The 20687-nt window shown below is 59.0% G+C and carries 25 protein-coding genes; 24 read left to right on the top strand and 1 reads right to left on the bottom strand.

Annotated elements, in window-relative coordinates; all coding sequences use genetic code 11:
* Window positions 1–12 precede the first annotated feature (12 nt).
* From GGQ73_RS15490 to GGQ73_RS15385, 23 genes are all read left to right on the top strand, one after another.
* A complete protein-coding gene (locus GGQ73_RS15490; RefSeq protein WP_183897080.1) occupies window positions 13–1053 on the top strand; it encodes a phage protease in 1041 nt (346 codons plus the stop codon).
* 1 nt (window position 1054) lies between these two features.
* The gene (locus tag GGQ73_RS15485; protein ID WP_183897079.1) at window positions 1055–1444 is read left to right on the top strand and encodes a hypothetical protein; all 390 of its coding nucleotides are present in this window, start codon (window positions 1055–1057) and stop codon (window positions 1442–1444) included.
* 9 nt (window positions 1445–1453) lie between these two features.
* The gene (locus GGQ73_RS15480; RefSeq protein ID WP_183897078.1) at window positions 1454–2347 is read left to right on the top strand and encodes a Mu-like prophage major head subunit gpT family protein; all 894 of its coding nucleotides are present in this window, start codon (window positions 1454–1456) and stop codon (window positions 2345–2347) included.
* A 138-nt stretch (window positions 2348–2485) separates the two neighbouring features.
* Window positions 2486–2965, top strand: a complete 480-nt coding sequence (locus GGQ73_RS15475; protein ID WP_183897077.1) for a hypothetical protein — start codon at window positions 2486–2488, stop codon at window positions 2963–2965.
* A gap of 63 nt (window positions 2966–3028) precedes the next feature.
* Window positions 3029–3466 carry a gp436 family protein gene (locus tag GGQ73_RS15470; RefSeq protein ID WP_183897076.1) on the top strand — a complete coding sequence of 146 codons (438 nt, stop codon included), beginning with the start codon at window positions 3029–3031 and terminating at the stop codon, window positions 3464–3466.
* Window positions 3466–4044 carry a hypothetical protein gene (locus GGQ73_RS15465; RefSeq protein ID WP_183897075.1) on the top strand — a complete coding sequence of 193 codons (579 nt, stop codon included), beginning with the start codon at window positions 3466–3468 and terminating at the stop codon, window positions 4042–4044. The genes GGQ73_RS15470 and GGQ73_RS15465 overlap by 1 nt, the downstream gene beginning before the upstream one ends.
* A gap of 8 nt (window positions 4045–4052) precedes the next feature.
* Window positions 4053–4232 (top strand): DUF2635 domain-containing protein, encoded by a 180-nt coding sequence (locus GGQ73_RS15460; protein ID WP_183897074.1) that lies wholly within the window; start codon window positions 4053–4055, stop codon window positions 4230–4232.
* On the top strand, window positions 4232–5719 hold the full coding sequence (locus tag GGQ73_RS15455) for a phage tail sheath subtilisin-like domain-containing protein (protein ID WP_183897073.1): 1488 nt from the start codon (window positions 4232–4234) through the stop codon (window positions 5717–5719). The genes GGQ73_RS15460 and GGQ73_RS15455 overlap by 1 nt, the downstream gene beginning before the upstream one ends.
* A gap of 16 nt (window positions 5720–5735) precedes the next feature.
* Window positions 5736–6098 carry a phage tail tube protein gene (locus GGQ73_RS15450; RefSeq protein ID WP_183897072.1) on the top strand — a complete coding sequence of 121 codons (363 nt, stop codon included), beginning with the start codon at window positions 5736–5738 and terminating at the stop codon, window positions 6096–6098.
* A complete protein-coding gene (locus tag GGQ73_RS15445) occupies window positions 6098–6595 on the top strand; it encodes a phage tail assembly protein (RefSeq protein WP_183897071.1) in 498 nt (165 codons plus the stop codon). The genes GGQ73_RS15450 and GGQ73_RS15445 overlap by 1 nt, the downstream gene beginning before the upstream one ends.
* Window positions 6595–6729, top strand: a complete 135-nt coding sequence (locus GGQ73_RS23170) for a hypothetical protein (protein ID WP_268842313.1) — start codon at window positions 6595–6597, stop codon at window positions 6727–6729. The genes GGQ73_RS15445 and GGQ73_RS23170 overlap by 1 nt, the downstream gene beginning before the upstream one ends.
* Window positions 6730–6825: 96 nt before the next feature.
* Window positions 6826–9324, top strand: a complete 2499-nt coding sequence (locus GGQ73_RS15440; RefSeq protein WP_210290145.1) for a phage tail tape measure protein — start codon at window positions 6826–6828, stop codon at window positions 9322–9324.
* The gene (locus GGQ73_RS15435; RefSeq protein ID WP_183897069.1) at window positions 9324–10577 is read left to right on the top strand and encodes a DNA circularization N-terminal domain-containing protein; all 1254 of its coding nucleotides are present in this window, start codon (window positions 9324–9326) and stop codon (window positions 10575–10577) included. The genes GGQ73_RS15440 and GGQ73_RS15435 overlap by 1 nt, the downstream gene beginning before the upstream one ends.
* Window positions 10577–10909, top strand: a complete 333-nt coding sequence (locus GGQ73_RS15430; RefSeq protein WP_183897068.1) for a hypothetical protein — start codon at window positions 10577–10579, stop codon at window positions 10907–10909. The genes GGQ73_RS15435 and GGQ73_RS15430 overlap by 1 nt, the downstream gene beginning before the upstream one ends.
* Window positions 10906–12105 (top strand): phage baseplate assembly protein, encoded by a 1200-nt coding sequence (locus GGQ73_RS15425; RefSeq protein ID WP_183897067.1) that lies wholly within the window; start codon window positions 10906–10908, stop codon window positions 12103–12105. The genes GGQ73_RS15430 and GGQ73_RS15425 overlap by 4 nt, the downstream gene beginning before the upstream one ends.
* Window positions 12102–12623: a phage baseplate assembly protein gene (locus GGQ73_RS15420; protein ID WP_183897066.1), complete on the top strand. Its 522-nt coding sequence runs from the start codon at window positions 12102–12104 to the stop codon at window positions 12621–12623. Before GGQ73_RS15425 ends, GGQ73_RS15420 begins: the two co-directional genes overlap by 4 nt.
* Window positions 12624–12661: 38 nt before the next feature.
* Window positions 12662–13285: a hypothetical protein gene (locus GGQ73_RS15415; protein WP_183897065.1), complete on the top strand. Its 624-nt coding sequence runs from the start codon at window positions 12662–12664 to the stop codon at window positions 13283–13285.
* Window positions 13286–13343: 58 nt separating this feature from the next.
* Window positions 13344–13826, top strand: coding sequence for a phage GP46 family protein (locus GGQ73_RS15410; RefSeq protein WP_234910987.1), 483 nt, complete (start codon window positions 13344–13346; stop codon window positions 13824–13826).
* Complete coding sequence (locus GGQ73_RS15405) at window positions 13826–14965, top strand: baseplate J/gp47 family protein (RefSeq protein ID WP_183897064.1); 1140 nt, start codon at window positions 13826–13828, stop codon at window positions 14963–14965. The genes GGQ73_RS15410 and GGQ73_RS15405 overlap by 1 nt, the downstream gene beginning before the upstream one ends.
* Window position 14966: 1 nt before the next feature.
* A complete protein-coding gene (locus tag GGQ73_RS15400; RefSeq protein WP_183897063.1) occupies window positions 14967–15563 on the top strand; it encodes a YmfQ family protein in 597 nt (198 codons plus the stop codon).
* A complete protein-coding gene (locus GGQ73_RS15395; RefSeq protein WP_183897062.1) occupies window positions 15563–16939 on the top strand; it encodes a DUF2793 domain-containing protein in 1377 nt (458 codons plus the stop codon). The genes GGQ73_RS15400 and GGQ73_RS15395 overlap by 1 nt, the downstream gene beginning before the upstream one ends.
* A 9-nt stretch (window positions 16940–16948) precedes the next feature.
* Window positions 16949–17512: a DUF4376 domain-containing protein gene (locus GGQ73_RS15390; protein WP_183897061.1), complete on the top strand. Its 564-nt coding sequence runs from the start codon at window positions 16949–16951 to the stop codon at window positions 17510–17512.
* A gap of 161 nt (window positions 17513–17673) precedes the next feature.
* Window positions 17674–18471: a DNA adenine methylase gene (locus GGQ73_RS15385; protein ID WP_183897060.1), complete on the top strand. Its 798-nt coding sequence runs from the start codon at window positions 17674–17676 to the stop codon at window positions 18469–18471.
* Between the two features lie 561 nt (window positions 18472–19032).
* On the opposite strand, the gene GGQ73_RS15380 is transcribed toward GGQ73_RS15385, so the two are convergent.
* Window positions 19033–20133 (bottom strand): saccharopine dehydrogenase family protein, encoded by a 1101-nt coding sequence (locus tag GGQ73_RS15380; RefSeq protein ID WP_183897059.1) that lies wholly within the window; start codon window positions 20131–20133, stop codon window positions 19033–19035.
* Window positions 20134–20255: 122 nt separating this feature from the next.
* Here GGQ73_RS15380 and GGQ73_RS15375 point away from each other — a divergent pair, with 122 nt between their 5' ends.
* A complete protein-coding gene (locus GGQ73_RS15375) occupies window positions 20256–20687 on the top strand; it encodes an Lrp/AsnC family transcriptional regulator (RefSeq protein ID WP_183897058.1) in 432 nt (143 codons plus the stop codon).

The raw sequence follows: 20687 nt of genomic DNA, 5'->3' as shown, positions 1-20687 counted from the left end.
CATATCCCGGTCATGCACAACACGATCTCGACCCTCATTATCGCTCTTCAGTCGGCAACCGCTGGCGCACCGGAATGGATGCACGTCATCCCGGCCGGTCGCTTCACCGGCGTCGATGGGCGCGGGCCATATTTTCTCAACGACGCTGCGGCAGTCGTTGCGAACTTCGCATCCGAAGGACGTAAACTTCCGATCGACGAAAATCACTCCACCGATCTGGCAGGCAAGAAGGGCTTCGCTGCTCCCGCACGCGGCTGGATTGTCGATCTGCAATCGCGTGAAGACGGTATCTGGGCCAAGGTCGAATGGACGCCTGAAGGTTTGTCCCTGATGCAGGGCAAGGCCTACGGCTACGTGTCGCCGGTTCTACAGCATCCGCCAAAGCCACCTTACAACATTGCCCGGCTTTTGCGTGTGGCTCTGACCAACGATCCGAACCTCACTCTTACATCCCTACATTCCAACTCTCAGGAGAACTCTATGGACATCGTAGCGCTCCGGAAGGCTCTTGGCCTGCCGGAAACCGCAGATGAGACCGCAGTCCTTGCGGCCATCACTGCGTCTCACTCCGCCAGCACCAGTCAGGCAGCGCTTATGAGCCGCGTTGCCCAGGCTGTCGGCGTCGATGCAACGGCTGACGGCGAAGCCCTCGTGACGGCGCTGAATGCAAAGCTGAAGCCCGTCACCACGGTCGAGGCCGAAAACTCCGAGCTTAAGGCACAGGTTACGTCCCTCAACTCTCGCGTCGAGACGCTTGTCACGACCCACGCGATGGAGAAGGCAACGACAACCATCGACGCGGCGATCGCGGCAGGCAAGGTCGTTCCCGCCCTTCGCGACCATATGATTGCCCGCCATTCCAAGAACCCGACAGAGGTCGAGACCGAGCTGAAGCTCGCGCCATCGATCAACGCCGGTGGGCTTGGCAATCGTCAGCCACCCGTGACCGGTGAAACTGCAACCGAAGAAGAACTCAAGGTCGCGTCCATGATGGGCGTTGATCCCGAGGCCTTCAAGAAGCAGCACGCGACGCTGCACGCAAAGGGAGCCTAACATGGCGGCAACATCTGACATTCGCCGCAAGTGGCGCGCCGGTGACGCTTACGGTTATCCGGTTCTCGGCGGCGTGCGCATCTTCGGTGGCACCATGATCGGCGTCACAGCCGCTCTTGCAGCCGTGCCTGCCGCGCACCCCAACTGCGTGGCGCTCATCGGCTTTGCCGAGGAGGCCGTCGATAACAGCGCGGGCGCAACCGGCGACCGCCTGATCAACGCCCGCAAGGGTGTCACCAACATTCCGCTTGCCGGTGCCACGCCAGCCAATATCGGCTCGGCTGTCTACGCCTCGGCCGACGACACTTTCACGTTGGCTGCGGGCGCTTTGCTCAAGGCTGGCACCATCGACGCCATCGACGCGGACGGCGTCTGGCTCAAGACGAATTAAGGGGCCGAAATGGACATTAACGTCACCAATCTGCGCGGCATCTACACGGGCCTTTCGACCCTGTTCAATCAGGCGCTTGCCGCAACGCCTACTTTCTACAACACAATCGCGATGACGGTTGGCTCAACCACTTTTGCCAACGAGTACCCGCGCCTGGACGATCTGCCCGGCTTCCGCGAATGGATCGGCGATCGCGTTGCCCATGACGTTGGTGCATCGCTCTATTCGATCACCAACCGTTCATTCGAAAAGACCATTGCGATCAAGCGCCGTCAGATTGAAGACGATCAAGTCGGCATCTTCACGCCGATCGCAGCGCAATACGGTCAGGACGGTGCGGCATTCCCAGATACGCTGGTGTGGCCTCTCTTCAAGAAGGGTGAGACCACACCCTGCTATGACGGGCAGTATTATTTCGACACCGATCATCCCGGCTATAACGAGCAGGGCAACCAGATTTCGGTTTCGAACTATTCGGCCGGTGGCCAGCCCGCTTGGTACCTCGTGGATGACACACAGGTCATCAAACCGATGATCTGGCAGAACCGCAAAGCGATCAAGCTGACGCAGATGTTTGCGGAAACCGACCCGAACGTGTTCTGGCGCGACGAATATGTCTGGGGTGCCGACACACGCGGTAACGCCGGTTTCGGTCTCTGGCAGCTGGCCTACAAGTCCAAGCTGGAGCTGACACAGGCAAACTACGACGCCGCCCGCACCACGATGCAGTCGATCCGCAAGCGCGACGGCCAGATCAACGCGATCCGTCCGACCAAGCTGCTCGTCCCGCCGAACTTGGAATCGACAGCCCGCAAGATCGTCGAGGCGGCTTTGATCAATGGCGGCGACACAAACGTCTGGGCAAAGACCGCGACCGTCGTCGTCATCCCGCATCTCGCATAACCCGATCGGCCGAGCACCACATGGCTCTGCCGCTCCCGCTAGCAATCTCCTCCTCTACCTCCCGGATTGCTGGCGGGTTTTCGGAAAACGGCGCGATCGCCGCTTTCCTGAAACCCGTCGAGAACCAAGGAACCCGCAATGTCTCAAATTCAGATCATCTGCTCGAAGCCAGGCATTCGCCGTAACGGTATCGAGAACCCTGCATCGGCCATCTATCCTGCCGACCGCTGGACTCCAGAGCAGCTCCAGGCGTTCAAAGCCGATCCTGCTTTCATCGTGCAGGAAGTTGGGTCGGGTGGCGTCAAGCTCACCGGCGTTGATTTCGACACCGCGGTTGCGGCTGAAGTGCAAAAGCAGGTTGAGGGCATCACGTCAGCCCTTCAGACATCATTCAACGCCAAGGTCGCCGAAGCCGCGACCGAGCGAGTGGCGAACCTTCAGGCCGACCACGACAACGCGCTCGATGCTCTCGGCAAGAAGCTTGAAGCGGCCGAGGCTGAAATTCTGATCCTGAAGGCGGCTCCAGCACCGGCCCCAACGACCGCGCCTGTCAGCGATGCGTCCGGCACCGAACCCGTCGCTGAACCTGAAAAAGCAAAGACAGCGCCAAAGAAATAACCCCCGAGCGACCGCACGGCGGCGGGGCGATCCGGCCCCGCCGCACTTCACCAGGAGCATTCCATGTACGCCACTGTCACCGATATGATCGCCCGCTTTGGAGAGGTGCAGATCGTGCGCCTGTCCAATCCGGAGGATCGTGAGACCTCGGTGCCAGACGAGGCGAAGGTCAACACGGCCTTGGAAGATGCCACCGCGCTGATCAACAGCTATATTCGCGGGCGCTACCTCGTTCCGATCGCGGCCCCGCCCAAAGACATCGTGCGCGCCGCCTGCGTGATCGCCCGCCACGATCTGGCAGACACGGAGCGGTCCAGTCCGTCAGATGAAATGACCAAGGGCAAAGCCGAAGTCATTAAATGGCTGGAGAACATCGCCAAGGAAATCGTGCATCTCGACATTCCGCTTGCCACCGTGACAGGCGGCGACAGCGTCGGTTCTGGGCCACGCATTTCTGACCGCCAACGCATCGTCACCTCAGACACATTGCGGGGGTTTTGATGGATAGCTTTCCATTGATGCCGATCCGCAATCAGGAACCGCTCATTGTCGAGCGACTTCGGATTGCGTTCCCGACAAAGACTTTCACGATCGAGCGCGTGCCGCAGACGATGAGCCTGACCGAGTTTCAGCGCATTGCCAAACTTACGCCCTTCCTCGGTCTCGCGTGGACCGGCATGAAGGCGGATGGCGACAACGGGCGAATGCTCAAAGGCAACATGCTGTGGCGGCTTATCCTCGTAAACAAGGTTTCGAGCGGCCATGAAGCCCGCTTTAAGGGCGACCGCAGAGATATCGGCATGGATGCCATGGTCGATGTCGCCGCCGTCCTTCTCCAGGGCGTGAGCTTTCAGGGGCAAGGAACGACGAACGTCACGCTGGCCAACAGTGTGATTGCCGATGGCTGGAGCGATGACAACATCGCAATCAGTCAGCTCGACTTCACCTTCAGCTTTGCGTGCCGAGCAGCTGCAACCGGCAAGATGACGCCTGAAGACTTCAAGGGGCTTGGCATCACCTGGGCGATGCCAGGCGCTGGCGACGATTTCACCGACACCATCGAAACACCGCAGGAGTAACAACGGCCATGGCCACCAAAACACTCGTCGCGGCCGAGGGCCGCACTGTCCATCAACCCGACGGCTCGCTGTGGCCAGCCGAGGGCATGGAAGACCCGCAAACCCACTTCACCCGCCGTCGCATTGCGGACGGCGATTTGATCGTAAAGCCGCGTGAAGTCGCGAAGAAAACCGAGGAGACCAAGTAATGGATTTCAACGAAATCCCGGTCGATAGACTTGAACCGGCCGTCCTGCTGGAAATCCGGGCAAACTACCGCAATGTCGGCGTTCTGCCTTGGCCTGAAAAGGTCTGCATCATTGGCCAGCGACTTGCCTCGGGAACGCTGGCACCCGGCGTCATTCGCGAAATCACCCGCGCCGACGAGGGTATTTCCCTGTTCGGCCGTGGCTCGATCGGCGCGGAGCAGGTCGCCTTTTTCAAGAAGGCCAACCGCAATACGCCGCTATTCGTCACCGCGCTTGCCGACGATGCTGACGGCGTGAAGGCGACGGGATCGTTCACCTTTGCGGGCAACGTCGCAAGCGCCCTGGTGCTTCGCTTCAAGATCGGTGGACGGCAGGTTCGCATGACCGCGATCGCCACGGACAACATCGCCGCACTGGCGGCAAAGCTTGCCGCCGCGATCAACGCCGATAGCGACATGGTGGCAACCGCCGCCTCGGCTGCTGGCGTCGTCACCGTGACCTCTCGTCACGCCGGTGAAGTTGGCAATGAGATCGATCTGCGCGTCGATACCAAGGCTCAGCCCTTACCGCAGGGACTGACCGTTACCGTCGTGCCGATGGCGGGAGGCTCCGGCAATCCTGATATTCAGGCAGTGCTCGATGCTCTGACGACGACATGGTTCACCAAGATCACGCACCCATGGTCCGACACCACCAACGTCACCAAGACAGTCGAGTGGCTGCGCCAGCGCTACCTTGCGACATCGAAGCTGGATTGCCACGCCTTCGTGTTCAAGGCCGGGACATATGGCCAGCTCACCACCTTCGGCAATCTGACGAACAGTGCTTTCCTGACGACAGGTGGTCTGAAGAAAAGCCCAACGCCAGCCTGGGCAATCGCGGCCTCGGCGCTTGGTGTCGCTTCGTTCTATCTGACGGCCGATCCGGCTCGCCAGTTGCGCTCCCTGGTGTTGCCCGGCGTGGAGGCTCCCGACGAGGCTGATCAGTTCCTGGACGAAGAAAACGATCTGCTGCTGCGCAACGGTATCTCGACTTTCGATCATTTGTCCGATGGCAGCGTGACCATTTCGCGCATGATCACGACTTACAAACAGACCAACCTCGGCATTGCCGATCGCGCCTGGCTGGACATCATGGTGCCGATGACCATGAGCCGCATTCGCTACGACTGGTCGGCCTATGTCGGCCTCATGTATCCGCGTTCCAAGCTGGCCGATGACGACAGTGCCGGTGCCTTCGCGTCCCGCATTGATGACGATGAGGATGCAGGCACATCGGTCGTCACACCGAAGCGCATGGCCGGATCGTGGGCGGCACGGTGCAAGCTCTACGGCGAAAAGGTCTGGATCGAAGACGTTCAAAAGACTTTGCGCGAGAGCCGGTTCGAACGTAACGGCGATGACCGCAACCGCCTTGATAGCGTCCAGCAGGTCCGCATCGTCGGCAATCTGATGGTGTTTGCTGGCGCTCTGGAATTTCAGGTTTAACGGGGATTTTTAAACGATGACACAGGTATTGGGCATCGTCGATATCATCTGGCGGGGACGTAACCTGCCAGTTGAGAAAGGCGCAAAATTCAGGATGGGCGGCATCAAGAACAATGCCGTTACCTATGGCCGCAAGGTCGGCCGGGCGCAGGAGTATCAAGGCTCCGAAATCTCGGCCACCACGCATCTGGAAGCCGGTCAGCGGCTTGGCAACCTGCTCGATCCCGGTGAGGGCGAATTGCAGGTCGTGTGCGACACCGGCCAGACTCTCGTCTTTAACGACGCCTTCCTCGTCGACGACAGGTCGGAAGTCACTGGCGGCGAAGGCGGCAAGATCGAACTCAAGTGGGCGGCGTCTTCGCCAGAGGAAATTCTATAATGGGAACGAAGATTACAAACAGTGTTGATATCGATCTTGACGAGGGTCAGGCGGCAGGCTTGGTGAACGCCGATAATGACGGTACCAGTGTCATCGATGAGGACACAGTGGGCATCATTGATCCTGCCTTGGACCCCGACATCATCAATGAGGACGAGCACCCACTGGACAAGCTGCCACCGCATGCCGTCCTTAACAAAGATGGCACCGTAACCTTGCCGCTTGCCTACCCCAAGACTTTGCGCACGCAAAAAGGTGGGAAGATCAAAGAAACCACCTATGACAGCTTGACGTTTCATCGTCTGAACGGCGCTGACACCCGAGCCGTTTCCGCAGCGTCGGAAGAGTCCATGTCAGTGGTCGCTTTCTCACGTTCGACAAAAATCACTCAAGTCGTGATGAACGCGTTATTCGACAGGATGGACGCAAAGGACATCAATGACAGTGCGAAGGTACTCAACCATTTTTTGAACAATGGCCCAAAGAGTGGCCGATAATGACAGGCGGTGTCGCTGATGGCTCCGGCTTCAGCGCTGCCGAAATTGACGCCATGACGATAGATGAGTTGCGGTTCTGGTGGAACTGCATCATGGCATACCGAAACCACGTCAGTGAAATGTCGAAACCTTAAGTCATGCCCGCCTGCGCTGGCGGGCATGATCAGGCTTGCGCGTGCGCGATAGTTTGGCCCCTAATTTGAGCGGGGCGCGCTGTGGCCAATCGGAACATGAACCTTGATGTGATCGTGCGCATGCGCGACATGCTTTCCGGTCCTTTGCGTCGTATTCGTAGCGCCCTAGAAGGCATCTCAAGCTTCGCCCGGAAAATCGGCATTGTTGGCGCGGCTGTCGCGGCCATCTCCTTCATGGGGCCGATGAAAGAAGCTGCTGCCTTCCAGCAGCAACTCCTCGACATAGCGGGAACGGCTAATCTCACCAATCAAGCTGCCTTTAATTTCGTAGACCAAGCGAAGGCTCAGTACGAAGAGCTGGCGCTGATCGTCGGGCAAACCTCTGACATCATCGCGTCTGGCGCTGGCCAGATGATCGCGGCCGGTGTGGACCGATCGTTAATCGATGCTTCCATCGGAATCATCGGCAAGGCCGCGACCGCAGCCAACGCCGAGTTCAGCGATATGTCGGCGGTCGCCACGTCGCTGCTTCAGACACTGAAGGTTCCTGCCGACCAGCTGGAGAACTCACTTGGTGCGCTTGTCGTTGCAGGTAAGGAAGGCGCGTTCGAGCTGAAGGACATGGCGCGGTATTTCCCGACACTGACATCGCAGATGGCGAAGTTTGGCGTGACCGGCCGCGAAGCCGTCAACTTCCTTGGTGCTGCCCTCCAGATTGCCCGCAAAGGCACGGCCGATCCCGCAGAAGCTGCCAACAACCTTAAAAACTTTCTGTCCAAAATCCTCGCACCTGCGACGATCAAGAGCTTTGCCGAGGCGGGCGTGAACATCGAGGCGGTCATGAAGGATGCCGCGACGAAGGGCATCAACCCGATCGAAGCCGTCATGCAGAAGATCGTCAAACTGACGGGTGTCTCCGGTACCGAGATCGACAAACTGATGCAGAAGGCCAAGGCGTCGGGTCTGGAAGGTGCCGACGCGCTCGGCTTCGTTCGCGAGCAGCTCGAACAAATCCACGGCGCTGGTGCGCTCGGCGGGCTGTTCTCCGACATGCAGGTGATGGACTTCCTTATCCCGTTTCTGACCAACGTCGATGAATTCAAGCGGATCAAGGACGAGGTCGCAAAGGCAACCGGTGGCGTCATCGATGGCGATTTCGAAACCCAGATGCAGGGGCTCAATCGGCAACTGATCACGTTCGGGGAAATCGGCCAGCAGGCCAGCCGTGAGGTTGGTCTCGCCTTCGGCACATGGATGCCGATGATCAACGGCTACCTGATGGATGGCCTCAAATGGATGCGCGAGCTGGACGCCAGCACGGGCGGCATGGTCAAGCAGGGTATCGCTTTTGCCGGTGTTGCCATCCTCGTCGCTGCTGGCATCGGTGCGCTTGGCGTCATCCTGCCGGTGATCGCGGCCGGGCTAGGCATGCTGGCGGCATTGCTCGGTCCAGTCGGCTTGACGATCGCGGCGCTGGGGTTAGGCGCAGCGCATATCTACAAAAATTGGGGCAGCTACGGACCACGACTGATGCGGCTTTGGGATCGGGCGAAAACCGGATTTTCCCAACTGGCCGATACCGTCCGCGAGAAAGGTACCCGGATTGTTGCTGCCGGGCGCGAGATGGCGGATCGGTACGGCCCGACTGTGCGTGCCGGTCTTAGTCGTGCCATGGGAGACATCAAAGGTGGCTTAAACAATCTTCGAGGCCTCTTTGAAGGCTTCTCGAAGGGTCTCCAGTTCGATCTCTCCGGTGTCGACATAGACGGTGCAAAGCTTGCCGCGATCAAGTCTTTGGAATTGGTCTTGACCAGTCTTTCCGGCGCATGGGATCGCCTGAAATCTTTTGGAACGGGTTTCGCGATTTCGCTGCCGTCGATCGGCGAGAACGTTGGCGGAACGGTCAAAGCGATCACGGACATTGCGAGCGGTCTATGGCGGCTCGGCAGGGCGCTCGGCGCATTGACTGGCGTCGATACGGGCAAGGCCAATAGCGTCTTCGAATGGCTCGGCAGCTTTGCTGGCGGTGGCCTTGATGTCGTGACGTTCACCATCAAGAATGTCGCGGAGGCGATCGCCCAGTTGGTAAAGACGATGGCCGATCTGGCCGAGGGAAAGATCAGTTGGGAAAGCCTCGTTCCCAAAGGTGTTTCCCAGGCATGGAAAGACGCATCGGACGGCATCGGCAAGTTCGTGGCATCGGTGAAGGCGTTGCCGGGTGATTTCTACAGTGCCGGTGTTCAGGCTGGGCAGCAGATGATCAACGGTATCATCAGCAAATTTGATGAGCTGATTGCGTGGTTCAAGGGGCTACCGGATGCTATTCTGGCAGCGATCGGAAATATCGATCTATCATCCGTGATCAAAAAACCGTCCTGGATGCCAAATCTTTTTGGTGGGGGAGGTCCTGACGGCGGCGATCAGCCAGCCAACAATAATGCGCTGCCTGCGCAGCCAGGCGGAAAGACACAGGTGGAGGTCAACGGCTCGATCTCGGTGACAGGATCGAATGGTGCGACCGTTACTGGCGCACAGAGCGACAATCCGAATGTGCCGCTCAAGGCCAACACCGGTCGCGTTACGGGGCGTGAGTGATGTTCTACGACAGCCTCGACAAACTGCCCGGCCTGTTGCCCTGCATGTATCGCGGGCTCTCGCTGTTTGTGGCCGACACGAGCACGGAAAACGGACGCCGCGTTCTCGAATATCTGTTTCCCGGCGTCGATGCCCCTGCCTACGATGACTTCGGCCTTCTGCCGTCTGTCGTCACCATTGATGCCCTGGTCATTTCCGACGATTATCTGGCGCGGGCTCTGGTGTTCAAGGCCGCGTTTGAAAAGCCGGGACCGGGAATGCTCGTGCATCCATGGCTTGGCCCCATGCAGGTCATGCTCGAAGAGCCTGCCGAGATCAGCTTTTCCGCCCGCGAGCTGCGCGTGGTCAGGATCAACGCATCGTTCAAGCGCATACCGACAGGCTCTGCCGGGGGCCTGTCGTCGCTTGCTTCCAACCTCACCTCTGCGATCGCCACCATCATGTCGGCGGCATCGATCCTGTCGGGGGCAGTCGGAACCCGTGTCATTTCGTCGGCTCGCACAGCAGCCGTCACCCGATCGACCCGGATCGTCACAGCGGCTGTATCGTCCACCACGCCCGCCTCGGGATCGGCAAGAGCTGTCCCGCAGATCGTCACGGCACTATCTGCCAGCACGCCCGGCACGCCCGTGGCATTCACCGCTTGGGTGGAAAGTGCTGCCAAGGTCATCGAAACAATCAGCGAGGTGCCAGCAGTTGCACCCGCAGCCGCTGCACAGGCCGAAGTGCCTGCAACATCGCAAAGCCTGATGACCATCGGCCTAGATGTGGCGGTTGCCACCACCGCCTCGTCGGTAGCGGCACCTTCCGACATCGATCGGGCCTTGCTGATCTCAGCGGCCGTGCGCTTCATAGCTGCCGCCTGCGCGCAATCATCCTATGCGGCTTATGCCTCACGGCGCGAAGCGCTGGCATTTCGGGCGCGGGTGACGTCCGCCCTGGACGACGTTATCGAGCAGCTCGAAACCTTCGGCACCACGATGTTCCAGGCAGAGACATCTGTCCTGGTGAGACGTGCGCGGGAACTCAGCGTCGCCATCGTTATCGACATCAACGAGGTGATTGGTCGTCTGCCAGACGTTTTGACCTTCCGGCCGGAGCGAAACATCGACGCATGGGCGCTTGCGCTCCACGTCGCAGGCGACGATCCGGCCCGCATGGAAGCGGTCTATCGGGACATCGTTTCGCGCAACGATCCGCGACATCCGGCCTCGATCGAGGCGGGCGCGGTTGAACTGCTGGATATCCGCTGATGCTGGCAAACCGTACGCGTTGCATCAACCCTTGCTGCAAAAGAACTGCACCGGCCGATAAATACCCAGGCGAGATGATTTGTGGGAAGTGCTTCAAGGCGCTACCGCAGGCAGTCAAGGATAGCCATCGCTTCTTTTGGAAGCAGATCCGCAAATGGGAGCGCCGTATCACCAAGACATCGGATGAGCTGAAACTTATCCGCATGCGCAATATTGGTCGGACATGGAGCGATCGCCTGATCGCCCATTGGGACGCCGAGATCAAGGTGCGCGTCATGAACGCGGAAAAGCCTGCCGGTCTCGATTCCTTTCTTGAGGAGTTAGGCCTGTGAAAACAAAAGGCATCACGCTCTTCATCGACGGCGTCCAATATGACCAGTGGCTTTCCGGCGAAGTCACCCGCGATCTAAAGGACTTCGCCGGTTCCTTTTCCTTCACCTTCCGCGACCGTGTTCGCTCGAAGCAAGCGCTCCGTTACGCCTCGGCGGGCGCGCCCTACAAGCTGCGGCCGGGACCGGAAGTCGTCATTCGTATCGATGGCCGCACGGTGCTGAAGGGCTGGCTGGAGAAGGTGCGGCCTGACATCAGCGATCGGCAGATCAGCGTCACGATCTCCGGCCGCGACAAAAGCGGCGATCTGATCGATTGCGCCGCCATGAAGGACGTGGCCGAGTTCAACAACGTCAAGCTGGAAGATGCCGCCAAGCGCATCGCTGAACCCTTCGGCATGTCCGTCCGCTCGGAGATCGACACGGGCGAGCCCTTTGGCCGCTATTCAGTCGATCTTGCCGAGACCGCTTTCAGCGCCATCGAAAAGGGTGCCAGAAGTCGCCATGCCCTTGTCTTGTCCGATGGCATAGGCGGCGTCGTGATCACGCGCACCGGTGCGACACGCGCGCCCGCGCATCTGGTTCTTCCAGGCAACGTCTTATCCTCCGGCGCCGAGTACAGCCACGAGAACCGATTCTCGGAAACAACGGTGCGAGGCCAGGGCGAGAAGGCAGGCAAGGAGCGCGGTAAGGGCAAGCTGGATGTGACGGCCGAACCGATCGGAACCGGCGGGCGCAATCCGGGCAGTGGGTCGGCGACAGAGCAGGAACGCAAGGGAACCGCCGCGACCGGCCGCGCCAAGGATGATGAGATTACCCGCTATCGTCCGATCGTTCATCTGGCACGGTCCAAGGCCGACACCACGTCTGCCCAGGACGAGGCCGACTGGCGAAGCCGCACGGCACGGGCCGAGAGCGAGGAAATGACGTATACGGTCAAGGGCTTTATCGCCAACGGGCAGCTCTGGACGGTCAACCAGCTCACTTACGTCTCTGATGCGTTTCAGGATGTCGAGCGCGACATGCTGATTTCCCGCACACGCTTTGCCGAAGACAGTGCTGGTCGAATAACTGAACTCAGTGTCGTCAGCCCTGAAGCTTTCGACAAGGGACCGGTGGGCAACCGACGCAAGAACCAGAAAAGCAAGACATCCAGCAAGGCATCCACGTCTCTGGACGGATCGGCGGAGGCCTTATGAGCAATCGCGAACTGCTATCGAAAGTGCGCGGCCTGGTCCGGCGCGTTTCCATCAAAAACATCCGCGATGATGGCGAGGCGCAAACCGCCTCGATCGAGGTTGCCGATGGCATCTGGCGCGACAATGTCGAGGTGGCGCAGCAATATGGTATGACCAGCTCGGCACCCGAGGATGGCGGATTAGCCATCGCCATCGCGGTGGGTGGCGACGAAGGCGACATGATTGTCTTGCCGATCGGCAACCCGTCGTCTCGTCTCAGCGGTCTAGATGCTGGCGATGCGGCACTTTATAATCAGTTCGGAGATAGAGTTGTTGTCCGAGCTGGTGGTGGCATCGAAGTCACTGCCGCCAATTCCGTTGCTCTGAAGGTAGGCGGTATTTCCCTTACCATCGACGCCGCAGGGTTCCACTTCGACGGCGGTAGCATCTGGCACGATGGGGTGCCGATCGACAAGACGCATGTCCATGACGGTGTCACGCGTGGTGGTGCCAAAACTAATCCACCAGTAAGCGGCTGAGCTACACCGAGAAGTAGAGAAAGGACTCGCCAAATGCCTTGGGCGTCAGCTACAAATTTCATATGTCGAAGAACTTACGCAGGATCCTATCCTGGCTATTTACGATACTGCTTCTGCCGGTGGTTGGCGAATTTGCCGTCAAACTCGGCGAGCAGAATGGTTTGTATAACGATCCGAATGGAAAGTTGACACAGGCCATGACAGCGGTCACTCAATCAGCTTTTTACTGGCCTTTGGTTGCGTTCTTTTTTGGCCTGTTTTGCGGTGCCTGGTCTCATTGGCTCGCAATCAGGTTTGACAGGAAGAAAGCTGATTCTCAGCCACCTGAACCAATTTCCAAAAGAGCTTTACTGCGCCTTCGCTTTCCAGCTCACGCTTCAATGCCTACGGCAATTTACAGCGACAATGTGGAATACTGGTGTGTCACATGGAGTAACGGTGCCAGCTTAGGGTTCGGTCCTCAGCAAACATTGTCGGTTGCGACTTCTCGGACCATCGTGGTTCAGTTTGAACACGCGGTCGATTATCGTCAGCTTTCGGTTTCTTCCCCTAACGACGAGCGACTGAGTTGGCAGCCTGCGCTCCAGACGCCTAAGTTAATAGTCATTCTGCTGCCCCAAGGTGCTCCCGCTGGAGTGGTCGAAATCTCTACCTCTCAATAATACCTAATACTTACCCAGCCTGGGCTGCTCATGCCCGCCGTCGCGGGCATGATGCGCCTTGCGCGCGCGCGATAGTTTCGCGCCCATGTTCGATCTCGCCCTCACATATGACAACACCAAGCGCCGCTGCGATCTCACACTCGCAGATAACGGCGATCTTGCCATTGATGAGACGCCGATCACCCCAATCATTCTGTCTGTCGGCCTCGACCGTCGTGCCGGTGAAGATGATCCGCTACCGGAAGCCCGCTCGCAGTTCCTGACGCCATCGAGCTTTTCCGAACGTCGTGGTGCGATTGGCGATGGCATCGACCCGTTCGGCGATCTGACCGGCTCCAAAATGTGGCTGCTGGATCGCGCCAAGGAAACCGAAACGACCCGGCTGATGGCCGAATACTGGTTGCGCGAGGCCTTGGCCTGGGCGGAAACCGATACCGGCACGCCTGCCGAGATTGAGGTCCAGTGGCTTGCGCCCAGTGTTCTCGGCTACCGCGTCCTTATTGCGGATAGCGCCGTGTCGCTCAGCAAGAGGGTCGATTGATGGTTTGGCCAATCGACACGGCAAAAACAATTTTCCTGCGGATGGGCGCGAGGCTGGAAACCGCAGTCCTCCGCATCCGATCAGACATCGATCCCATTGACCTTTCCCGCGCTGTCTATTCAGCACGAGGAATGTTCTCTCAAATCCTGCGAGCGATTGCCCCGGAAATCCGCGAGGTTCAAGACCATCAGGCCTATTGGGGACGGCAATACATGCCCGACAGCGCCGACGCTGAAGAGGCCATCCTGTCGCATTCCTCCATCTGGGGAGTTCCCCAGCGTGGCGCGCTGAAGGCAGTCGGTACCGTTCTCATCGAAGGTGCTGCCGGAACCGTCTTGCCTTCTGGCATCGAATTGTCGTCGGGCGCTGGCGCGCTTTATCTGACCACGGCGGGCGGGACCATTGCGGCTGGCGGGACTTTGACCGTGGCCGCCATCGCTTCCGAAGCGGGCGTGACCGGCAATCTTGAGACCGGTGTCCGGCTTGCAACCGTCACATCCTTCTCGGCTATCAGCCGGATTACGGTTGCCACCTCCTTTGCCGGTGGCGCTGACGAACAGACGCTCGATGAACTCAAAGCCGCCTATCTGACCCGCATTCGCCAAGCTCCCCACGGCGGCGCTGGCTTCGATTATCCTGTGTGGGTGAGGCAAGTGGCTGATGCCAAGGCAGTCGCGATCGTGCCGGACTGGATAGGCTTTGGCTCGCTGGGTGTCGTCGTCGTCATGAATGACGAGGATAACGATCCCCGCCAGCCGACGCTTGCCGAGATTGAGACGATACAGACCCACCTTGGACCGCAATCCAGCCAGACCGGCGTCCGGCCTGTCACAGCCCGCGCCATCGTTGTCGCCGGAACCTTGCGCACAATACCTTTGGCAGTCCGTCTGCGTCCGGACACCGCCATCGTGCGCGCCGCCGTAACAGACGCCTACCAGCGCTTCATCGCCACGATCGGCGACGAGGACGATGATCAGAATGAGAGCCCGATCGGAGCGCGCATCGAGCCCTCGCGGATCTCCGAGGCGATCTCGTCCGCTTCGGGTGAATACGCTCATGACCTGATCGTGCCTGCAGCACCTTTTACCTTAGAGCGCACCGAATACCCGGTTGCTGCCGCCATCGTGTTTGTGGATTGAGATGGCACGCAGCGTTTCAACCATCCTTCAAAGCCTCGTTTCAAAGCTCCCAAATGGCTGGGCACTCGGCCTGCGCGGTGGCGTCCTCGATGCCGTCCTGGAAGCCGTGGCTGTCTTGATCGCCGACGTGGAGCAAGGCGCTGAAAACCTGATGCGGGAAACCGATCCGCGTCGGGCAAATCTACTCTTGCCTGATTTCGAGCGCTGCCTTGGTCCCGATCCTTGCGGGCGTGATCTTGACGGCCTGACGGTCGAACAGCGCCAGAAACTCGCCCACCAGCGCTGGACGGCCTATGGCGGGCAATCGATCCCATACATGATCGAGACGGCCGCCAAACTTGGCGCGACGGTGACGGTCGAGGAGTTCTGGCCAAGCAAGGCCGGTGTCTTGCGTGCTGGTCAGCGCCTGCGACCGCAGGGCTGTCAGTTCGTCTGGCGCATCAACGTGCCGGGCCTCGTCAGCGTTGTGAAGTTCCGGGCCGGTGTCAGCCGCGCCGGTCATCGCCTCGGCACTTTCGAGATCAGTTCAATCGAGTGCGAGCTGCGGCGCATCAAACCCGCGCACACCCATGTCGTCTTTAACTATGGAGTTGCCTGATGGATCGCATCAACGGCGCTGACACGATCGATATTGGCGGCGGGAAACGCGGCTTTCGATCAGAGAACCTTGTGGCCGGCGTCTCTGGCACAGAGGTCACTGACCTTTTCCTCAACAGTGTCCAAGAGGAAATTATCAGAGTCGTTACAGAGGCCGGTCTTGTGCCCGACGCGGCCGACTGGTCGCAGCTCTGGCAGGCCCTCAGAATTCATGGCTTGTCAGCCGGTGCCAAAAGCCGACGCTGGACCGCTATCAATTCAATGACCCTCACGGCCACGCCTGCCGCTCCTGCCCTTGGCGATACTTATCTTGTCCCTGCCGATGCGACAGGCGCTTGGGCTGGGAATGCCGGTAAGATCGCAGAGTGGATAGGTGCGATCTGGTCCTATTTCACACCGTCTAACGGTCATGGGATAAGCTTACCGGATGGCCGAGTGTTCGAGCGCATCGGTGGAACATACATCGAGAAATTGGCGCTCGATGTCCAATCGGGCAAATGGCATTATGCGGAGGCAGGCGGCACGGCAAACGCGTTGACTGCAAGCCTCACCCCCACTCCATCGAGCATCGTACCAGGCTTCAGAGCGACCCTGAAAATACAGGCGATCAACACAGACGCCATGACGCTCAACCTCAACGGCCTCGGTGCCGTTGCCGTGGTCGGCGAGGACGGCGCGCCAATCCCGCCAAACTCTGTTTATCCCGGTCAGCTGGCATCGTTCGGCTGGAATGGCGCGAAGTGGGTCCTGATGGGCTTTGCGCTGTCCCGCATTCCCCCGAAAAATATTCTGACCTATTCCAACCCCGGAACGTACACGTGGACTGTTCCGGTTGGTATCTACAAGGTCTTTGCTCGGGTTTGGGGCGGCGGTGGCGGTGGCGGCGGTATTGCGGGCACCAGTAATGCTGGCGGTGGCGGTGGCGGTGGGGGCTACAGCGAGGGCTGGTTCGACGTTGTGCCCGGTCAGGTTATCATCATTGTGGTGGCTGTGAGGGGTGCGCAGGGCCCGGCGTCCAATTCGGGGTTTGCCGGGACGGGCGGAACATCTTCGTTCGGCAGTTTCTGTAGCGCAACCGGTGGCGTAGGAGGGTCGAACGGCAGCGCGGCGGGTGGAACCGGTGGAACCGCGACAGGGGGGTCGATGAATCTTAGCGGGGGTGGCGGTTACTCAGGTGGCTACATCTTCGGCAACACCTCGCTGCCATACGGCGGTCCGGGCGCGCCTGCATACCAACAATCGATCATTCTTCCATCCTTTAGTGGTGGCGCGATCGCTGGTTTTGGTTTTGGCTCCGGTGGTTCCGGCGCTGCTTCCCCTACGGGCTCGTCAGCAGGCGCACCAGGTGCACCCGGTTGCGTCATCATTCAATATTGAGAGGTCACTATGCTTTATGCGCGCATTCAGGACGGGGCCGTCGTGGAAGTCATCGAACTGCCAGACAACGTCACGTTGGCAGACGCCTTCCATCCCGATATCGCAGTGCTGTTTCTTCAGTGCCCGGATGACGTTTCAGTCGATTGGCTCTTCAAAGATGGCGAGTGGTTCCCACCGCACGAAGATGCGATTGATCTCGATCAGTTGAAAGCCGATCGGGTCGCTGCCCTCACAAGGGATTGTGCAGCGGCGATTGTCGGCGGTTATGTATCGGAAGCACTCGGTACGCTCCACACCTATCCCAGCGGCGTGACCGACCAGATCAACATGATGGGCTCGGTCACCGGTTCTCTACTTCCCGATTTGGCGGCCGGATGGGAAACCCCTTTTTGGTGCGCGAATAAAGCTGGTGCTTGGGGTTGGAGGATGCACAACGCTAGCCAAATTCAGCGAGCGGGCAGCGATGGCAAGGCCCACGTCGTCACATGCCAGACAACGCTAGCAACGCTGAACGCTCAAGTCGAAGCGGCCAAGACGGTTGCGGCCGTCAACGCGATCGACTGGCCCACGTAAAGACTTTCTACCCGGTTCTGACCGGGTGGCCAGGGTGCCGAAACACCCTAGCGATGGGCCTTAGTTTGGCGACCAAACCCATCCGACAGCGCAAATCGATAACTGTCACACCCGTACCCTGCAGGGCGGGTTTGCTGTGACTGAGTCGAGAGATATTTGAAATGGTGAATCTGATGCCGGTGGCTCCGGCCATGCCTGCCGCGCCTTATATCGGTGGAAAACGTATTCTGTCCAAAACCATCATCGCTAAGATCAACGCCACGCCCCATGACGCCTACGCCGAGGCCTTCGTCGGAATGGGCGGCGTCTTTCTTCGTCGTGGCCTTCAGCCGCGCATGGAAGCTGTCAACGACATCAACGGCGACGTGGCCAACTTCTTCCGCATCCTTCAGCGCCACTATCCGCAGTTTCTCGATACCCTGCGGTTTCAGGTCACGAGCCGGAAAGAGTTCGATCGGCTTGCAAGCGTCGATCCAACGACCTTGACCGACCTCGAACGCGCAGCGCGCTTTCTCTACCTCCAGCGCACCGCATTCGGTGGCAAGGTGGACGGTCAGACTTTCGGCGTCACGATGCAAGGCGCTCGGTTCAATTTGTTGAAACTTGCCCCGCAGCTCGAAGCCATCCACGAACGGATGGCAGGCGTCGTCATCGAGCAGCTTCAGTGGCGGAAGTTCATCGAGCGCTACGATCGACCCGGAACGCTCTTCTATCTCGATCCACCATATTGGGGCAACGAGAGCGACTATGGTGCAGGAGTGTTCAGCCGAGAAGATTTCGCGGAAATGGCCGACGTTTTAAAGGCCCTCAAAGGCCGGTTTATTATGTCCTTAAACGCCGTTCAAAGTGTCTTCGAAACCTTCAAGGCATTTCAGATCGAGGAAGTGGACTGCACCTACTCGATACAGGGACAGGGCAAGAGTAAGACGGTGAAAGAGGTGATTATAACGCCCTACTGAGTACCAGCTTGCAATCCGGGAAGGATATCGGCGCATGCGGCTTCAGTGGAGGTGTAGTTATCTGCGACGCCCTTGCGAACTGCCTCTCGTGCAACGTTCATGTCGTTTACGCTTGATCCGTTCACGGTCATTGACGTCAAGCTGAAAACCAAGCCTGAAATTTTCTTCGTGTCGCAGTTGGCGACGGACCACTCGACGAGCGCAGCAGATAGACGGTTCTCTTGTGGTGATGCAGCAAGAGACGTCACAGGAGAACCCAGGGGGACTACAAGAGCGACTACATAGGCGGATTTAATCCAGGGCATTATGTTTCCTCAGATGACAACGTGGCCATAAAAACCACGTTGCTACTGAGGACGCAATTGTTCGATGTCAGAAGGGTTAAAGGTTGGCTGGAAGAAAGAGAAAATTGTTGCCAATCGATCTTGCGCTTTGCGCCATTCGATTTTGCGCGCTACAGCAAACCCCTCACCTGAAAAATCTATGACTTAGCCTTCAGCTAAGATCATGATTTTTCTTCCTCTCCCACAAGGGGAGAGGTACAGAGCAAGCCTCGCGCTCTCACCCCACCTTCGCCAAGCCCTCACGCGGTGCGTAATATTGCCCGAACCGGTTGGCCAGAAAATCTGGCAGCGCGATATCCTCCTGTTTGACGAAGCCTTTTTGCGGCAGCTTGCCGTCTTTCAGCAGGTCAAGAACCGTGGTGATACCGGCGGCGGTGGTGATCTGGATGGCGCTCATCATGCGGCCGGAGACGGGGCCGGCATAGACTTTGTGGGCGTAGGTTTCCTGCATGAAGCGGCCGTTTTTCGTGCCGCAGACGGTGACGAAGACGATGACGACATCCTGCATGGTGGCGGGCAGGGCGTTTTCAAACAGGTCTTTCAGCACATCACGACGGTTGCGCAGGTTGAGATCGTTGAGCAGCGCTTTCATGATGGCGGCGTGGCCGGGGTAGCGGATGGTGCGGTAGTTCATGGTGCGCACCCTGCCTTCAAGCGTGGCAGCCAGCGTGCCAAGACCACCGGAGGTGTTGAAGGCCTCGTAGGTCATGCCATCAAGCGAGAATTCCTCGCGTTCTTCGAGTGCAGGCACGGCAGTCAGACGCCCCTCGACGATGGCTTCGCAGGGCTCGATATACTCGTTGATAAGCCCGTCCGTGCTCCAGGTGAGGTTATAATTCAAGGCGTTGGACGGATATTGCGGCAGGGCGCCGACGCGCATGCGCACGCTGTCCAGCTTGTCGAAACGCGAGGCGAGATCGGCAGCCACGATGGAGATGAAGCCGGGCGCAAGGCCGCATTGCGGAATAAGCGCGCTTTCGGACGTCTCGGCCAGTCTCTTGACCTTGCGGGTGGATTCGACGTCTTCGGTGAGGTCGAGATAGTGGGTGCCGACAGCGACTGCGGCTTCAGCAATGCCTGCGGTGAGGTGGAATGGAGCGGCAGAGAGGACCGCGAACTTGTCTTTCAACAGCGCCTGCAGGCCAAGACGGTCGGTGATATCGACAATCTCGGTATCGACGCGTTCATGGGTGGGAACATTGGCAAGCTGGTCTGCGGAACGGTCTGCGACGGTGATGCGATAATCGCCCGTTACAGCCAGCATCCATGCGATGGCCGAGCCGATATTGCCTGCGCCGATGATGACGATGTGTTTCATGATGTCCCCCATGAGAAATGCAATTGAGGTAACAGAATGCCGCATTTAGAAGACGATTCGTAGCTTCACATTGCGCGGAAAGACGTTTAAATTTATGCATATCGACAACAGGATTATACAGAATGCCAATCAGCGAAAAAGACCGTGCGCTGCTTTCGTTGCTGGCTGACAATGCCCGGATGCCGGTGGCGGAACTGGCCCGCACGCTTGGCCTTTCCCGCACCACCGTGCAGGCGCGTATCGAGCGACTGGAGGCGGACGGGGTGATCGCGGGTTACGGCATCAAGCTGTCAGACGCCTACCTTTCCGGGCTGGTGCGGGCGCATGTGCTGATTACCATCGCACCCAAGGCGCTGGCAGGTGTAACGGCGGCGCTGGCAGCCATCAAGGAGGTCACGATGCTGCATTCCGTCAGCGGCAGCTTCGACTTGATCGCCATTCTGACGGCACCTTCGATTGCCGACCTCGACCGGCTGATCGACGGGATCGGGGCGCTGGATGGGGTGGAGCGGACGCTGTCTTCGGTGATTTTATCGACACGGATTTCGCGGTGA

It is taken from the genome of Rhizobium skierniewicense (assembly GCF_014196515.1).
GTDB classification, from domain to species: Bacteria; Pseudomonadota; Alphaproteobacteria; order Rhizobiales; family Rhizobiaceae; genus Agrobacterium; species Agrobacterium skierniewicense.
The sequence above is the reverse complement of the archived record's forward strand: the minus strand, read 5'-3'. Positions and strand labels throughout refer to the sequence as shown.

Coding starts and splice junctions, on each gene's coding strand:
- GGQ73_RS15490 (WP_183897080.1), top strand. CDS start 13: ATGCACAACACGATCTCGACCCTCATTATCGCTCTTCAGTCGGCAACC.
- GGQ73_RS15485 (WP_183897079.1), top strand. CDS start 1,055: ATGGCGGCAACATCTGACATTCGCCGCAAGTGGCGCGCCGGTGACGCT.
- GGQ73_RS15480 (WP_183897078.1), top strand. CDS start 1,454: ATGGACATTAACGTCACCAATCTGCGCGGCATCTACACGGGCCTTTCG.
- GGQ73_RS15475 (WP_183897077.1), top strand. CDS start 2,486: ATGTCTCAAATTCAGATCATCTGCTCGAAGCCAGGCATTCGCCGTAAC.
- GGQ73_RS15470 (WP_183897076.1), top strand. CDS start 3,029: ATGTACGCCACTGTCACCGATATGATCGCCCGCTTTGGAGAGGTGCAG.
- GGQ73_RS15465 (WP_183897075.1), top strand. CDS start 3,466: ATGGATAGCTTTCCATTGATGCCGATCCGCAATCAGGAACCGCTCATT.
- GGQ73_RS15460 (WP_183897074.1), top strand. CDS start 4,053: ATGGCCACCAAAACACTCGTCGCGGCCGAGGGCCGCACTGTCCATCAA.
- GGQ73_RS15455 (WP_183897073.1), top strand. CDS start 4,232: ATGGATTTCAACGAAATCCCGGTCGATAGACTTGAACCGGCCGTCCTG.
- GGQ73_RS15450 (WP_183897072.1), top strand. CDS start 5,736: ATGACACAGGTATTGGGCATCGTCGATATCATCTGGCGGGGACGTAAC.
- GGQ73_RS15445 (WP_183897071.1), top strand. CDS start 6,098: ATGGGAACGAAGATTACAAACAGTGTTGATATCGATCTTGACGAGGGT.
- GGQ73_RS23170 (WP_268842313.1), top strand. CDS start 6,595: ATGACAGGCGGTGTCGCTGATGGCTCCGGCTTCAGCGCTGCCGAAATT.
- GGQ73_RS15440 (WP_210290145.1), top strand. CDS start 6,826: ATGAACCTTGATGTGATCGTGCGCATGCGCGACATGCTTTCCGGTCCT.
- GGQ73_RS15435 (WP_183897069.1), top strand. CDS start 9,324: ATGTTCTACGACAGCCTCGACAAACTGCCCGGCCTGTTGCCCTGCATG.
- GGQ73_RS15430 (WP_183897068.1), top strand. CDS start 10,577: ATGCTGGCAAACCGTACGCGTTGCATCAACCCTTGCTGCAAAAGAACT.
- GGQ73_RS15420 (WP_183897066.1), top strand. CDS start 12,102: ATGAGCAATCGCGAACTGCTATCGAAAGTGCGCGGCCTGGTCCGGCGC.
- GGQ73_RS15405 (WP_183897064.1), top strand. CDS start 13,826: ATGGTTTGGCCAATCGACACGGCAAAAACAATTTTCCTGCGGATGGGC.
- GGQ73_RS15400 (WP_183897063.1), top strand. CDS start 14,967: ATGGCACGCAGCGTTTCAACCATCCTTCAAAGCCTCGTTTCAAAGCTC.
- GGQ73_RS15395 (WP_183897062.1), top strand. CDS start 15,563: ATGGATCGCATCAACGGCGCTGACACGATCGATATTGGCGGCGGGAAA.
- GGQ73_RS15390 (WP_183897061.1), top strand. CDS start 16,949: ATGCTTTATGCGCGCATTCAGGACGGGGCCGTCGTGGAAGTCATCGAA.
- GGQ73_RS15385 (WP_183897060.1), top strand. CDS start 17,674: ATGGTGAATCTGATGCCGGTGGCTCCGGCCATGCCTGCCGCGCCTTAT.
- GGQ73_RS15380 (WP_183897059.1), bottom strand. CDS start 20,133: ATGAAACACATCGTCATCATCGGCGCAGGCAATATCGGCTCGGCCATC.
- GGQ73_RS15375 (WP_183897058.1), top strand. CDS start 20,256: ATGCCAATCAGCGAAAAAGACCGTGCGCTGCTTTCGTTGCTGGCTGAC.